Below are 14,880 nucleotides of genomic sequence, written 5' to 3'. Positions count from 1 at the left end.
GAGTGCGCGGCATGAGAACCCCGATCGGCTCGGCCCTGCTGCTGGTGCTGCTCCTCGTGCCGGGCCTGCCCGCCGAACCCGTCGCGCCACCGGCCGGCCCGTCCGCGTCCGCACGTCCGGCGCCGGCCCCTGCGCCGTCGCTGTCCGCAGGTCCGTCAGCGGCCGGGGCGTTGCCGTCGTCCGTCGGCCCGGCGCCGCTCACGGCGTTGCCGTCGTCCGGCGGCCCGGCATCGCTCACGGCGTTCCCGCCCGGCGCGGGAACAGTGGCGCGCTTCCGCTGGCCGCTGCCCGGCCCGCCCCGGCCGGCCCGGCGGTTCGACCCGCCCCCGGAGCCCTGGCTGCCCGGGCACCGGGGCGTGGACCTGGCGGCCGCGCCGGGCGTCGAGGTCCGCGCCGCGGGCGCCGGAACGGTCCTCTTCGCCGGCCCGGTGGCCGGACGGCCGGTGGTCACCGTCGGGCACCGCGACGGGTTACGCACCACCTACGAACCGGTCCGACCTCGGCTCGCGTCCGGCGACCGGGTCGACGCCGGCACGCCGATCGGCGACCTGCTCCCCGGCCACCCCGGCTGCGCCGCCGCGGCGTGCCTGCACTGGGGGCTGCGCCGGGGCGGCGACTACCTGGACCCGCTCGCCCTGCTCGGGCTGGGCCGGGTCCGCCTGCTCCCGCTCGACCCGGCTGGTTCCCGAACCCGCACGCGGGTCGCTCAGCGCTGGGCGAGCAGCGTGGGCAGCCGCACGGCCAGCCGGTCGTACTCCTCGGGGGTGTTGTAGACCTGGCCGCACAACCGCAGGTAGCCGCGCCCGTTCCAGCCGGCGACCGACACCTCCGCGCCGAGCCGGTCCGCGATCTCGGCCCGCAACGCCCGGGCGGCGTCCAGCGTCGTCGCGACACCCGGCGGCAGCGGCAGGAGCCGCATGGCGACCGCCGGTCCGCCGGGTGCCGGCAGTCGCTCCGGTGCCACCCCCAGCGCGTCCCCGACAACCCGTTGCCCGTACGCGGCCAGCGCCGCGTTGTGCGCGCGGACCCGGTCCACGCCGAGGCTGCGCAGGGTGAACAGGCCGACCGGGGCGGCCAGCCAACCGGTGTAGTCGAGGGTGGCCTGCCACTCGACCCGGGTGGGGAAACCGCTGCCCTGCTCCCACGAGACGACGAGCGGCTGGATCCGCTCCCGCCACGGCTCCGCCACCACCAGCGCGGCGGTGCCGCGCGGCGCGTACGCCCACTTGTGCAGGTTGCCGACCCAGAAGTCGGCGCCCACCGAGGCCACCGAAGCCGGCAACATGCCCGGCGCGTGCGCCGCGTCCACCAGCACCGGCACGCCCCGCTCCCGCGCCACCGCGACGAGCGCCGCCGCCGGGAACAGCCGGGCGGTCGGCGAGGTGAGCTGGTCGACGATCAGCAGCCGGGTCCGCCCGGGTCGCAGCCCGGCCCGGACGATCTCGACCACCTCCTCGTCGGTGGCCGTCAACGGCACCGGCAGGGTGCGGGACACCGCCCCGTTCCGCTCGCACTCCCGGGCCACCGACAGGGCGACCGCGCCGTAGCCGTGGTCGGTGGTCAGCACCTCGTCGCCGGGCTGCAACGCCAGTGACTGCAACACCACGGCCGCGCCGGCGGTGACGTTGCCGACCAGGGCGGTGCCGTCCGGGTCGGCGCCGAGGAAGGTCGCCAGGTGCCGCCGGGCGTGGGTGATCCGGTCGACCAGGCCCTGGCTGAAGAACCGCAGCGGATTGGACTCCATCTCGTCGCGCAGGCGTTGCTGGGCGCGCTGCACGGCGATCGGCACGGCACCGAACGAGCCGTGGTTGAGGTGGCTGACGGACGGGTCGAGGGAGAAGAGCAGCCGAGCCCCGGGGATCGGCTCGGGGGGCGGCGGCACCGTCATCCGTCGATCCTAGCCCGCCGTGGATCATCGCCTCGCCGCTTCGGTCAGGCCCGTGGATGCGCCTGCCGGTAGGCCGCCCGCAGCCGCTCGACCGAGACGTGCGTGTAGATCTGGGTGCTGGCCAGCGACGAGTGCCCGAGCAGCTCCTGGACGGCGCGCAGGTCCGCGCCGCCTTCGAGCAGGTGGGTGGCGGCCGAGTGGCGTAGTCCGTGCGGAGTCACCCGCGGTACCCCGGCCACCCCGGCCCACCCGGCCACGATCCGCCGCGCCGTGGTCGGGTTGAGCCGCCCGCCCCGGGCCCCGAGCAGCAGCGCGCGACCCGAGCCGGGTGCCACAAGGGCCGGCCGGCCGGTGTCGAGCCACGCGTCTAGCGCCCGCTGCGCCGGCACCCCGTACGGCACCGCGCGCTCCCGCCCACCCTTGCCCAGCACGCGTACCACCCGACGGGCCTGGTCGACATCCGCGACGTCCAGCCCGCAGGCCTCACTGACGCGTACCCCGGTGCCGTAGAGCAGTTCGAGCAGCAGCCGGTCCCGCAGCAGCACCGCGTCCGGCGGTTCGTCGCCGGCCACGGTGGCAGCCGGCGCGCCGTCGCTCGCCGTCCCCCTGTCGCCGTCGGTCGTGGTGCCGCCGTTCCTGGCGTCGTTCGCCGCCCGGCCGGCGCCGGCTCGCGCCGTGGCGTCCATCAGCGCGGCGGCCTGGTCGGCCCGCAGGACGGTGGGCAGCTCCCGGCGGGATCGAGGGCTGGCCAGCGGCGCGGCGACGTCGGCGGGGAGCAGCCCGGCCCGGTGCGCCCAGGCGCTGAACGTGCGCGCGGCGGCGGCCCGCCTGGACATGGTCGTGCGGGCGGCGCCCATCGTCCGCTGCTTCGCCAGCCAGCTCCGCAGCACCGCGAGATCCACCTCGGGCAGGTCGGCGCAGCCCATCCGCGCCGCGTGGTCCAACAGGGAGACGAGGTCCGTCACGTACGCCCGGACGGTGTGCGCGGAGCGGTTGCGCACCCCGGACAGGTGGTCGGCGAAGTCGTCCACCGCCTCGCGCATCGGCACCGGCAGTTCCTGGTGCGCGGCCCGGGTGCCGCGCCGTCGCTCAGCCACCGGACGGCCCCGCCGGAGCCCGGCGCCGACGGAGGCGGGTGCTGTCGTCGGACACCGGTCCAGACTACGGGCGGAGCCAGCCGGACGGGAACCGTCGGCCCGCGACCGCGGGTCGTCCCCAGGTGGCTCGAAGCCGGCTTCGGATCCCCGACGTCCGGGTGCGTTCGTTGCTGCCTGGACGACAACAGACGCACCCGGATCCGGCGGCCGTCCCGCTGGCGCTCGCTTCGCCGACCGGGGTGGCAGGGAGGGCCCTGGACAGGGGAAACTCGTGTCGCGAGGAGGCGAGCGTCGGCGTCGGTCGGCCTCGGCGGCTTCGCTCGGGCGGGGCGTCGCCGAGACGGTGACGCCGATGCGAGGAGGGACCGGGCGTGGGAATGGATGCCGTCCTCTACCGGCGGGTGCGCGCCGGTGCGGACCGCCGCCGGCAGTCGTACGTGTCGATCGAGGTGGTGGCGGACCGGCAGGACGTGCTGCTCGACCTGCTCGCGCGGGTTCGGGGCGGCGGGCGTACCCCGATGCTGGACCGCGTCGAACCCCTCGGCGAGCTGACCGTGGACGCCGGGCAGGTGCCGCACCTGCTCACCGAGCTGCGATGCCTGCTGGAGGCGGCCCGGGCGCCGCAGGAGGTCGACCAGATCCGCCGGCTGGCCCGGCTCGCCCACCGTTGCCTGGAGGGGCGCGACGTCGAGCTCCGGTTCGAGGGCGACTGACGCGACCCCGGTCGGCCTCGACCGCGACCTGCCCGCCGGCGGCGCTCATCCGTTGGCCCCGGCGGGCGGCGCCAGCGCGTAGCCGCCGTCCCGGCGCACCACCATGGACAGCTCCTCCAGCATGGACAGCTTCCGCATCGCGGTACGCAGGTCCACCCCGGCCCGTGCCGCGACGGATTCCAGGTCGATCGTCCGGCGGCGGGGTAGCGCCTCCAGCACCTGGGTGGCGTCGTCGTCCAGCCGGTCCCGCGGGCGCTCCGGGGCCCGTGCGAGCGGCGCCAGGTCGTCCCCGATCCGGCCCACCTCCTCCAACACGTGCGCGACGCCGGTGACCAGCCGGGAGTAGGGCTTTTCACGGAGCACCTCGTGCCCGCCCACGGACATGGCCGAGGTCACCGGGCCGGGCACCACCATCGCCGGCCGCCCCAGGCCGAGCGCCCGGTTGAGGGTCTGGGTGGCGCCGCTGCGGGCGGCCGCCTCGACCAGCACCGTGCCCCTGGTCGCCGCGGCGATGACCCGGTTGCGGATGAGGAACCGTGGCCGCAGCGGCTCGGCGCCCGGCATCCACTCGCTCACCAGCAGGCCGGTCTCCGCGATCCGGTCGAACAACGCGGCGTTGCCCATCGGGTAGGGGCGGTCCAGGCCGCAGGCCAGCACCGCGACCGTGCGCCCACCGGCGGTCAACGCCCCGCGGTGCGCCGCCGAGTCGATGCCGAACGCCCCGCCGGACACCACCGTCCACTCCCGGTCGGCGAGCCCGTAGCCCAGCTCGGTGGCGACGTGCGAGCCGTAGGGGGTGGCCGCCCGGGCGCCGACCACGGCCACCGAGCGGGCCAGTGTCTCGTCGAGCGGCCAGGCGCCGCGTACCCAGAAGCAGAGCGGCGGGTCGGTCTCCACGTCGACCCGCCGGGCGGCGTCGGGCAGCACCAGCTTCCTGAGTTCCGCCACCTGCGACGGCCACTCGTCGTCCTCCGGGGTGACCAGCCGCGCGCCGAGCCGTTCCCCGCGCGTCAGCGCCTCCGCCGCGACCGCGCGGGCGTCGCCGGTCGCCGTGCGGGCCGTCACCGCCGCCCGGAGCGTCCGCTCCGGTGCGCCGCCGGCCAGGAGCAGGTCGAGCGCGGCCACCGGGCCGAGCCGGTGGACCAGCTGGTGGACCGACCGGGTGCCCGGCTCGGCGAGCCAGGTCAGCGCCACCCGCGCCAGTCTGCGGTCGTCGACGCCGGTCATCTGCCCTCTCCCGTCCTGAGCTGGATGGCTTCCCCGATGTCGTGCTCGTCGGGTCGGTCCCGCCCGTCCAGGTCGGCGATTGTCCAGGACAACCGGAGGACCCGGTCGTACCCGCGCGCCGACAGCGATCCGGTGTCGAGGCGGCGGCGCAGCTCCCGGGTGATCCGTGCCGGCAGGTGCCACGGCGGCCGGCGCAGGTGCGGGCCGGGGACGTCGGCGTTCACCCGGTGCCCGGTGGCGGCCCAGCGGTCGGCCGCGGCGCGGCGCGCCTCGACGACCCGGGCGGCCACGGCGGCCGAGGACTCGTGCGGTGTGCCGGTCTGCAACAGCTCGGCCGCGCGCACCGGCATCAGGCCCACCTGCACGTCGACCCGGTCGAGCAGGGGACCCGACAGCCGTCCCAGGTAGCGTCGCCGGGCCTGCGGGGCGCACTCGCAGTCGACGTCGCCGGACGGCTTGGCGCAGGGGCAGGGGTTGGCGGCCAGGACCAGCTGACTGCGGGCCGGATATTCGGTGGCGCCCCTGGTGCGGGCGACCCGGACCCAGCCGCTCTCCAGCGGTTGGCGCAACGCCTCCAACGCGCGCTTGCCGAACTCGGGCGCCTCGTCGAGGAAGAGCACGCCCCGGTGGGCCAGCGACACCGCGCCGGGGCGGGCCAGCCCGGAACCGCCGCCGACCAGCGCCGGCACCGTGGCGGTGTGGTGTGGGGCCTGGAACGGGGGCCGGCGCAGCAGGCCCCCGCCGGGCGGGAGCAGGCCGGCGATCGAGTGCAGCGCGGTCACCTCCATGGCGGCCTCGTCGTCCAGCTCGGGCAGGATCGACGGCAGGCGCTCGGCCAGCATCGTCTTCCCGGCGCCGGGCGGACCGAGCAGCGCGAGGTGGTGGCCGCCGGCGGCGGCGATCTCCAGGGCTCGGCGACCGAGTGGCTGCCCGGCGACGTCGCTGAGGTCGGGACCGGCGGGGGCGCCGGCCGGGGACTGCCCGGGCGGGACGATCAGGGGTACGCCGTCGCGGACGTGGGCGACGAGCCGGTGCAGCGTGTCGACGGCGCGCACCCGCACGCCGGGGATGACCGCGGCCTCGGCGGCGTTGCCGGCGGGCACCACGACGCGGGGGTATCCGGCCCGGGCGGCGGCGGCGACCATGGGCAGGGTGCCGCGGACCGGCCGGACGGTGCCATCGAGGCCGAGTTCGCCGAGGATGACGGTGGCGTCGAGCGCGACCGGTGGAAGTTCGCCGGATCCGGCGAGGACGGCCACGGCGATGGCGAGGTCGAACCCGGAGCCGTACTTGGGCAGGGTGGCGGGCAGCAGGTTGAGCGTGATCCGCCGGTTGGGCCACTTCTGCCCGGAGTTGACGATGGCGGCGCGGACCCGGTCGCGGGCCTCGTGCAGCGCGGTGTCGGGCAGGCCGGAGATGACCACGGCGGGCAGGCCGGGAGCGAGATCGGCCTCGACCTCGACCACGTGCCCGGCCACGCCGGCCAGGCCCACGCTGAGAATCTTGGCGTAGCCCATCTCAGAACGCGCCCCGAAGGTGCTCGACGCGGGCGTGGCCGGTGCTCGGCAGCCGGACCGAGAGCACGTCGAAACGAACCTCGTCGGCGGTGGTGCCGGTCTCGGCCAGCCACCGGGCGGCCAGGACGCGCAGCCGGCGCGCCTTGGCCCGGACCACGGCCTCGGCGGGGGAGCCGTACCGCTCGGTGCGCCGGGTCTTCACCTCGCAGAAGGCGAGGACCGGCCCCTCCCAGGCGATGATGTCGATCTCCCCGTCGGGGCAGCGCCAGTTGCGGGCGATCGGGCGCAGCCCGGTCTCGATCAGGTGCCGCAGCGCGCACCGCTCGCCGTAGGCGCCGACGGCCTGGTTCCGGTTCGTCATGCCGGTCAGGATGCGGGCGGCCGGCCCGATCGTGGGCGTCCCGTGGGGCCGGCCTGTGGACAACGGCCGATTGTGGACGGAAACACGATCATGCTCCCGATGTGCTACGCCAAGCGCGATGGCGGACGGTGATGGCACCGCCGCTCTCGGGACCACATGGGCGGTTTGTGGCTACCAGTTGTGACGCCTCTTTACATCGGAAGTTGCCGTTCCTTACTGTCACGTCGCCGACAGGTACTGAACGGGGGCTAAGGTGAACCTGCGTAGGGCGTTAGCGACGCATTGGTGCGAGGCCGGAACGACGACGGCCGCACCCTCATCGACGAACCCGCGATGCGGCTGCTGATCACCCCTCCTCCGTGGCGAGCCCCGCACCTCGGCAGAACCTGACCGTCGACCCGGTGCCGGGCGTCGGCCCCGCCGTACCTGATTGATCCTCACTCACTTTTTCCCCGCGCACCGCGCGGGTCCTTCGGTGTGCTCACACACATGCGCATGAGGAGTGCTTTGGTGACAAGACGTGGAATCGCCTCCGGGCGACGCCGCCGCGGTCTCGCCGCGTCGGTGGTCGCGCTGGCCCTGGTGGCCGTCGCCGGTCCGGCCGCGATGCCGTCGCCGGCCGGGGCGGAACCGGCGGCTCCCGAGCCGTCGGCCGCCCCGGAAGGGCCGGCGTTGAGCGAGGTCGACGCCCTGGCGCAGGCCGGGAAGCTCAAGGCGCCGGTGGAGGTGACCAGCCTCAAGACCGAGGACTCGCGCGTGCTGGCGACCCCGCGGGGCACCCTGGTGTTGGAGTCCTACGCGGAGCCGCAGTGGACCAGGGGCCGCGACGGCGGGCCGTGGCGGAAGATCGACACCCGGCTCGAGCGGCGCGCCGACGGATCGGTGGCGCCGGTGGCGACGCTGACGGACGTGACGTTCACCTCCGGTGGGAGCGGCCCGACGATCCGGATGCCCCTGGCCGAGGGGCAGGTCTCCCTGTCCTGGCCGGGAGAGCTGCCGGCGCCGACGCTCGACGGCGACACCGCCGCGTACGACTCGGTGCTGCCGGAGGTGGACCTGCGGTTGCGGGCGCTGCGCGACGGGTTCACCTGGGCGCTGGTGGTCAGGTCCGCGCAAGCCGCGGCGAACCCGGCGCTGGACAAGTTGCGGTTCGCGTTGCGTACCACCGGTTCCCTCACCAGGCCGTAACGCCACGAAGTGGCTGCTCGACCCGGTGCGGCGGACGCACGGCTGGGTGGGCGGGTGCGGCACCACTCCCACCGCGGAGAACCAGATCACCGCGGACACCCGCTTCAGCTTCGACTCACAGGCGTACGGTGCGGCGCCGACCAGCGGTCTGGCGACCGCGGTGGAGACGATCACGGGCTTCAGCGGCGGAACCCGGACGTACAAGAAGGTGTCTTCGGCCACCTACGACGCCTACGGGCGGGTCGACGCGAGCTTCGACATCGCCGGGGAGAAGACCGACACGGACTACGTGCCGGCGTCCGGCGGGCCGGTCACGCAGGTGATCACCACAAACCCGCTGTCGTGGAAGAGCACCGTTGATCTCGACCCCGCCTTCGGTGTGCCGGTGAAGATCACCGATCCCAACAACCGGGTGACCGAGATCACCTACGACGCCGTGGGTCGCACCACCGCGGTCTGGCTGCCCAACCGCGACCGTGCCATCTACGGGTCGGCGCCCTCGAACAGCTACACCTACACCCTGTCCAGGTCGCAGCCCTCGTTCGTCACCACCAAGGCGTTGAACGCCGGCGGTGGCACGGACACCTCCTACCTCCTTCTCGACGGTCTGGGCCGCCCCCGGCAGGCACAGGAGTCGGCGTACGGCAGCGGCCGAATCCTGGCCGACACCTTCTACGACGCCGCCGGTCGCATCTACAAGGAGAACGCCGCCTACTTCGACTCCGGCGCCATCGACACCACCATCATCAAGTTCCGCGACGACAAGGACGTGCCCAGCCAGACCAAGACCCTGTACGACACGGCCGGCCGCCCGATCCACTCACTCCTGCTCGGCACCAACGCCGGAGTACAGGTGGAGAAGGCCCGGACCTCCACGACCTACCACGGCGATCACACCACGGTGACGCCGCCGACGGGTGACGCGGCCACCACGGTGTGGACGGACCTGTACGGCCGGACCGAGAAGCTCTGGCAGTACCACGGTCCCACCGCGACCGGGACCTACGACGAAACCAGCTACACATACCACCCGGTGGGGCAGCTGGCCACCGTCAAGGACCCCGCCGGCAACACCTGGTCCTACTCCTACGACATCCAGGGCTGGCCCACCTCCACCACCGACCCGGACACCGGCACCTCGACCAGCAAGTACAACGACCTGGGTGAGCTCGAGCGGACCACCGACGCCCGCCCGGACACCCACGATCCGGAGACGGGCGCCACCAGCGCGGAGCCCGTCGACGCCGTCCACATCAACGAGGATGAGGCGCTTACCGATCTCTCGGTCCGCGACGGCGACGGTGAGTTCGTCACTCTGCACACGACGCAGCACCACCCCTTCTGGAGCGAGAGCCGCGACCGATGGGTCGATGCGGCCGACCTCCGACCGACGGAAGAACTGTTGTCGCCGGACGGGGTCGCCCTCATGGTGGCGAAGGTCGACAACTTCAGCGGGCAGCGCACGATGCGCGACCTCACGGTCCGCAGCATCCACACGTACTATGTGGTAGCCGGCAACACGCCCGTCCTCGTACACAACTGCGGAGGATTGGATTGGAGCAAGGCGAAGATCCAAACGAATGGCGTGGACGCCGTTGAGCAACACCTGCTCCGGTTCACCGATGGTGGCCCACTTGAATCGGCGGAACAAGGCATGTTGAGTCGACTGCGATCCATTTCTGCTGGTGAGATGGAAGCGACTCCTCATGATCTTCGGTTCTATACACACGAACTGCGCGAGTCGGTACTCTATCGGAGGGCTGGATTTCGGACCGGCCAACCCGAAGTCGGTTCGTATGAGCTCTGGGATGAGCTACACACGCAGTCCTTGAATGATTAGGGTTTAACGAGAGCTGGGGCATCCAATGATCTCTATCACCCTAGTGTGAAGTGATTGAGATGAACAACATTCCAACTCGCCTGGCTTTGGAAGTCGTTCGCGACGGTGGCGGGCGATGGGACACTCGCGCCATCGATTTGGAGCTGGGGAGGCGGGATGCCCGAATTGAGACCGGGATCCTCGCGGACCTGCGACGGCTTGCAGATCTGAATCTGATTCAGGCAGATGATTCCGAGCCGAAGGGAACGGGGCCTCGTTGGAGCTTGACCGACCTGGGCGCGGCATGGCTCATGGGGCATCTCAGCGACACGGAATAGTGCCCAGCGGGGAGAGGCGGACGGCCGCGAGAGATTGGCTGGTTGTCAAATGAGTGGAAGGGCGCGTCGTAATGGATCTACCCGAGGGTGTCTTGTCTCGGCGCGCCCCTTCATTCCCGTCGATGGAGCGACCTCTATACCCGCTATTTCGTCCCTACGACTTCCTTCTCGGGCCTGATGACACCTTCGGTATCTTCGTCAGCCGTGGGGCACGTCTGATCTCTGACCATCCCGACGACGTGGCCGCGATCGTCTATTGAGGAATTCCTGGCGCGTCGAGGCTTCGTCGGCTCGGCTGAGCGGGCGCTGCCGATCGACCATTACCCGTGCTCACTGAGGGTGCCGACTTGGTGACGTGTGATTCCCGCCGTGAGCTGGGCCGACAGCCCTGGCCGGCCGAATGGCGTCGCTGGTGGCGGTCGCATACCGTGCCGGTCGTGGACGGACGACGCAGCTACCCCGAGGACCAGCAGGAACCGCGGTGGGGCGACCGCGGATACGAGTCGGACTGGCGCGCCACCGGGGAGCCGCGCTACCGCGACGACGACTACCGCGCCCCGGAGCAGCGCGCCGGCGAGAGCCGCTACAGCGCGTACTCCGCCGCCGACCCGCTCGTCGACGACACGAGTGGTTGGCGGTCGCAGCGCCCGGACGACCCGGAGGTCTCCGGTGAGCTTCCCGGCCGCGCGGGTCGTCGGGCGGCCCGCGAGTCGGCCGGCGCGTCCGGTGCCGCGGACCCGCTCGGCGCGGTGTCCCGCAGTGGCGTGGACGCGCTCGGCACCGGGTCGCGCGGTGCGGTGAACCCGCTGGCCGCGGGCTCGGCGGGCACGGCCGACCCGCTCACCGGCGCCGACCCGTACGGGCTCGGGGCGCGGAGCGCCGACGCGCTCGCCGGGAGCGCCGACCCGGCCCGTCCGGGCCCGCTGGGCGGCTACCCGATCGTGGACACCGGCCGGTCGGCCGAGCCCACCACGTCCGGCGGGACGCAGATCTCGCTCGGCGGCCGGACGGGCCCCGGCGCGGCGACCCCGTTGAAGGTGGGGGAGCGGCCGTCCGGCCCGGCGGATCCGGTTGCGCCGGTGAACCCGCTGGAGATGCCGACCGGCCCGATGCCGGCGCTGGTTCCCCGGTCGGACACTCCGCCGCCCGGCGACGGCGTCTACCGGACCCGGCGGCCGGCGCTTGCGGTGCTGCTGGCGGCGTTGGTTCTGGTGCTGGAGGTGCCGGCGGTGCGGGTGTTGCTGCACGGGCTGGTCGGGGACCCGGTGTCGACGTCGCACGTGGTGGTGGGCACGTTCCTGGTGGTCGGCCTGCCGATCTTCGGCGCTGGGCTGTACGGGCTGCGTACCGGTGGGCTGGCGCTCGCCGACGGCAGCCGGGGTTGGCTGCGCCCACCGACCGCCTACCTGACCGTCGGCCTGGTGCTCTTCGTCGCCGCCGCGCTCGCGGCCCGCTGACCGCGGGCGGTCGCAGACCCGCTTGATCCACACGAGTACGCCGAGGTGGCGGCTCCCCGCCCCGGTGATGCCGCCACCTCGCCGATCAGGAGTGGATCAAGCCGGTCCGCGGCCGAGGGGCGGATCAAGCCGGTCCGTGCGGCCGAGGGGTGGATCACGCCTGCGCGGAGCGGGCCGCGCACCCCGGGGCCGGGGTGCGGAGAGAGCGCGTACACTGGTCAACTGGCGACCGCCTCGCGCGGTCGACCTCGCGTGCCCTCTCCACGATCATCCGTGGGGCGACGGCCTCCCTGGTCCCGGTTCTTCACCCGGGCCCACCCTGGCCGGCGACCGGGCGCCAGGCGTCCGGCCGCCGGCCGGACGGACAACCAGGGACAAAGTAGGAGTACCCACCATGGCCGTCGTGACCATGCGTCAGCTGCTGGAGAGCGGTGTGCACTTCGGGCACCAGACCCGGCGCTGGAACCCGAAGATGAAGCGCTTCATCTTCACCGAGCGCAACGGTATCTACATCATCGACCTGCGCCAGACCCTCGACTACATCGAGAAGGCGTTCGAGTTCATCCGCACCACCGTCGCGGGCGGCGGCAGCATCCTGTTCGTCGGCACCAAGAAGCAGGCCCAGGAGGCCATCGCCGAGCAGGCGACCCGGGTCGGCCAGCCGTACGTCAACCACCGCTGGCTCGGTGGCATGCTGACCAACTTCCAGACCGTGTACAAGCGGCTGCAGCGGATGAAGGAGCTCGAGGCCCTGGGTGACCTGAGCGGCACCGCCGCCGGTTACACCAAGAAGGAGACCCTCCAGCTCTCCCGCGAGAAGATCAAGCTCACCAAGACCCTCGGTGGTCTGCGGGACATGCAGAAGCTGCCGGCCGCGGTCTGGATCGTCGACACCAAGAAGGAGCACATCGCCGTCGACGAGGCCCGCAAGCTGGGCATCCCGGTGATCGCCGTGCTCGACACCAACTGCGACCCGGACGAGGTCGACTTCCCGATCCCGGGCAACGACGACGCGATCCGTTCGGCCGAGCTGCTGACCAGGGTCGTCGCCGCCGCCGTCGCCGACGGTCTGATCGCCCGTTCCGGCCGTGGCCGGGGTGGCGACGAGAAGCCCGAGGCGGGCCAGGTCGGCGCGGACGAGCCGCTGGCCGAGTGGGAGCGCGAGCTGCTCGAGGAGCCGAAGAGGGCCGACGAGCAGCCGGCGACCCCCGCCGCCGAGCAGCCGGCCCCGGCCGCGGCCGCCGCCGAGCAGCCGGCCGCCACCGAGCAGCCGGCCCCGGCCGCCACCGAGCAGCCGGCGACCGCCGCCGCGGAGTGATCGCGCCGTCGCGTTCCCGCCGTCGGATTTTTCTCTCCGGCGGCGGGGCGCGGCGGAGACACCGGGCGACATCGGCCCGGTTCCGGGTAACCGGGAGCCAGACCATCCCACCGCCGTAGTCACCGACACCGAAGAGAGAGTCATGTCCAACTTCACCGCCGCGGACGTCAAGAAGCTCCGGGACCTCACCGGCGCCGGCATGATGGACTCCAAGAAGGCGCTGACCGAGGCCGAGGGCGACTTCGACAAGGCCGTCGAGATCCTGCGCGTCAAGGGTGCCAAGGATGTCGGCAAGCGGGCCGGCCGCACCGCGGCCAACGGCCTCGTCGCCCACTCCGGCCAGGCGCTGCTCGAGCTCAACTGCGAGACCGACTTCGTCGCCAAGAACGACGCCTTCATCGCGCTGGCCCAGCAGCTCGTCGAGCACGGCGTGGCCAGCGGCGCCACCAACGCCGAGGAGCTGCTCGCCAGCAGCGTCGACGGCAGGCCCGTCGCCGACCTGATCCAGGAGCAGTCCGCCAAGATCGGCGAGAAGCTGGTGCTCAACCGCTTCGCCAAGCTCGACGGCACCACCGCGGTCTACCTGCACCGCAAGAGCCAGGACCTGCCCCCGGCGGTCGGCGTGCTGGTGCAGTTCACCGGCAAGACCGACGAGGCCGGCGACGCCGACGCGCGTGGTGTGGCCATGCAGATCGCCGCCATGCGGCCGAAGTTCCTCACCCGCGACGAGGTGCCCGCCGAGACGGTCGAGGCCGAGCGGCGCATCGCCGAGCAGACCGCCCGCGAGGAGAACAAGCCCGAGGCGGCGCTGCCGAAGATCGTCGAGGGTCGGGTCAACGCCTTCTTCAAGGACTTCGTCCTGCTGGAGCAGGCCGCGGTCGCGGACAACAAGAAGACCGTCAAGCAGGTGCTGGCCGAGGCCGGCATCGAGGTGACCCGCTTCGTACGGTTCGAGGTCGGCCAGGCCTGAGCCGCCGCCCGGGCCGTGGGCCCGGGGCAGGGGAACGTCGACGAGGAGGCCGCCGGTGTACGCGACAGGCACCGCGGCCTCCTCGTCACATAGGGTCGGCAGGGGCAGTTACGCGACGCCCGCGCGCTGCGCGGGGAGAAGGGGCGGGGCGGATGACGCAGGTTGTGAGTGACCGGAGCCTGGCGGAGGACGACCCGACGGCCCCTCCGCCCGGTCGGTCCCGCCGGGTGGTGCTGAAGCTTTCCGGTGAGGTCTTCGGCGGCGGCGCGATCGGTGTCGACCCGGACGTCGTGCAGGGCATCGCCCGGCAGATCGCCACCGTGGTCCGCCGCGGCGTGCAGGTCTCCGTGGTGGTCGGCGGCGGTAACTTCTTCCGCGGCGCCGAGCTGCAGAAGCGGGGCATGGACCGGGCCCGCGCCGACTACATGGGCATGCTGGGCACGGTGATGAACTGCCTGGCGCTGCAGGACTTCCTGGAGAAGGAGGGCATCGAGACCCGGGTGCAGAGCGCCATCACCATGGCCCAGGTCGCCGAGCCCTACATCCCGCTGCGCGCGATCCGGCACCTGGAGAAGGGCCGTGTGGTGATCTTCGGTGCGGGCGCCGGGATGCCCTACTTCTCCACCGACACGGTGGCCGCCCAGCGGGCGCTGGAGATCCGCGCGGACGTGGTGCTGATGAGCAAGAACGGCGTGGACGCGGTCTACACCGCCGACCCCCGGATCGACCCGACCGCGAGCAAGCTCGACTCGATCACCTTCTCCGAGGTGCTGCGCCGCAACCTGCGGGTGGCCGACGCCGCCGCGTTCAGCCTCTGCATGGAGAACGGCCTGCCGATGCTGGTCTTCGGCGCCCAGGGCGACGACACCATCGTCCGGGCCGTCGGCGGTGAGAAGATCGGCACGCTGATCACCGCCTGACCCGGTTCCGCCGGACCGGCAGCGGTCCTCTGCCACAGCCTGAGAGCACAGCCCACGACGAGCGACA

General features: G+C 72.9%; 14 protein-coding genes. 9 read left to right on the top strand and 5 right to left on the bottom strand.

Translation table 11 applies throughout. The features are described 5' to 3' along the window. Nucleotides 1–11 precede the first annotated feature (11 nt). On the top strand, nt 12–773 hold the full coding sequence (locus tag ACGFI2_RS00755; RefSeq protein WP_393508456.1) for a M23 family metallopeptidase: 762 nt from the start codon (nt 12–14) through the stop codon (nt 771–773). Here ACGFI2_RS00755 and ACGFI2_RS00750 read toward each other — a convergent pair. Continuing rightward, nucleotides 707–1,888 carry an aminotransferase class V-fold PLP-dependent enzyme gene (locus ACGFI2_RS00750; RefSeq protein WP_393508453.1) on the bottom strand — a complete coding sequence of 394 codons (1,182 nt, stop codon included), beginning with the start codon at nt 1,886–1,888 and terminating at the stop codon, nt 707–709. The two genes, ACGFI2_RS00755 and ACGFI2_RS00750, sit on opposite strands and share 67 nt — an antisense overlap. Nucleotides 1,889–1,932: 44 nt before the next feature. Beyond that, nucleotides 1,933–2,931 carry a tyrosine recombinase XerC gene (locus ACGFI2_RS00745; RefSeq protein WP_393510025.1) on the bottom strand — a complete coding sequence of 333 codons (999 nt, stop codon included), beginning with the start codon at nt 2,929–2,931 and terminating at the stop codon, nt 1,933–1,935. 431 nt (nt 2,932–3,362) lie between these two features. On the opposite strand from ACGFI2_RS00745, the gene ACGFI2_RS00740 reads away from it, so the two are divergent. Beyond that, on the top strand, nt 3,363–3,698 hold the full coding sequence (locus ACGFI2_RS00740; protein WP_393510022.1) for a hypothetical protein: 336 nt from the start codon (nt 3,363–3,365) through the stop codon (nt 3,696–3,698). A 45-nt stretch (nt 3,699–3,743) separates the two neighbouring features. Here ACGFI2_RS00740 and ACGFI2_RS00735 read toward each other — a convergent pair whose 3' ends face one another. The 3 genes from ACGFI2_RS00735 to ACGFI2_RS00725 are packed head-to-tail and all read right to left on the bottom strand — an operon-like array spanning nt 3,744 to nt 6,803. Next, nucleotides 3,744–4,925, bottom strand: a complete 1,182-nt coding sequence (locus ACGFI2_RS00735; RefSeq protein WP_393508450.1) for a DNA-processing protein DprA — start codon at nt 4,923–4,925, stop codon at nt 3,744–3,746. Then, the gene (locus ACGFI2_RS00730; RefSeq protein WP_393508447.1) at nt 4,922–6,442 is read right to left on the bottom strand and encodes a YifB family Mg chelatase-like AAA ATPase; all 1,521 of its coding nucleotides are present in this window, start codon (nt 6,440–6,442) and stop codon (nt 4,922–4,924) included. The genes ACGFI2_RS00735 and ACGFI2_RS00730 overlap by 4 nt, the downstream gene beginning before the upstream one ends. Nucleotide 6,443: 1 nt before the next feature. After that, nucleotides 6,444–6,803, bottom strand: coding sequence for a YraN family protein (locus tag ACGFI2_RS00725; protein ID WP_393508444.1), 360 nt, complete (start codon nt 6,801–6,803; stop codon nt 6,444–6,446). 510 nt (nt 6,804–7,313) lie between these two features. On the opposite strand from ACGFI2_RS00725, the gene ACGFI2_RS00720 reads away from it, so the two are divergent. From ACGFI2_RS00720 to pyrH, 7 genes are all read left to right on the top strand, one after another. Further along, nucleotides 7,314–7,991: a hypothetical protein gene (locus ACGFI2_RS00720; RefSeq protein WP_393508441.1), complete on the top strand. Its 678-nt coding sequence runs from the start codon at nt 7,314–7,316 to the stop codon at nt 7,989–7,991. Between the two features lie 25 nt (nt 7,992–8,016). Continuing rightward, nucleotides 8,017–9,831: a polymorphic toxin-type HINT domain-containing protein gene (locus tag ACGFI2_RS00715; RefSeq protein WP_393508438.1), complete on the top strand. Its 1,815-nt coding sequence runs from the start codon at nt 8,017–8,019 to the stop codon at nt 9,829–9,831. A 50-nt stretch (nt 9,832–9,881) separates the two neighbouring features. After that, nucleotides 9,882–10,148: a hypothetical protein gene (locus ACGFI2_RS00710; protein WP_393508435.1), complete on the top strand. Its 267-nt coding sequence runs from the start codon at nt 9,882–9,884 to the stop codon at nt 10,146–10,148. Between the two features lie 428 nt (nt 10,149–10,576). Continuing rightward, the gene (locus tag ACGFI2_RS00705; protein WP_393508432.1) at nt 10,577–11,605 is read left to right on the top strand and encodes a hypothetical protein; all 1,029 of its coding nucleotides are present in this window, start codon (nt 10,577–10,579) and stop codon (nt 11,603–11,605) included. Nucleotides 11,606–11,999: 394 nt separating this feature from the next. Continuing rightward, nucleotides 12,000–12,923: a 30S ribosomal protein S2 gene (gene rpsB / locus ACGFI2_RS00700; protein WP_393508430.1), complete on the top strand. Its 924-nt coding sequence runs from the start codon at nt 12,000–12,002 to the stop codon at nt 12,921–12,923. A gap of 142 nt (nt 12,924–13,065) precedes the next feature. Beyond that, nucleotides 13,066–13,893, top strand: a complete 828-nt coding sequence (gene tsf / locus ACGFI2_RS00695) for a translation elongation factor Ts (protein WP_393508427.1) — start codon at nt 13,066–13,068, stop codon at nt 13,891–13,893. Nucleotides 13,894–14,045: 152 nt separating this feature from the next. After that, nucleotides 14,046–14,813, top strand: a complete 768-nt coding sequence (pyrH, locus tag ACGFI2_RS00690) for a UMP kinase (RefSeq protein ID WP_091064271.1) — start codon at nt 14,046–14,048, stop codon at nt 14,811–14,813. Nucleotides 14,814–14,880 lie beyond the last annotated feature (67 nt).

Source organism: Micromonospora sp. NPDC049282 (assembly GCF_043197045.1).
Classification (GTDB): domain Bacteria; phylum Actinomycetota; class Actinomycetes; order Mycobacteriales; family Micromonosporaceae; genus Micromonospora.
The sequence above is the reverse complement of the archived record's forward strand: the minus strand, read 5'-3'. Positions and strand labels throughout refer to the sequence as shown.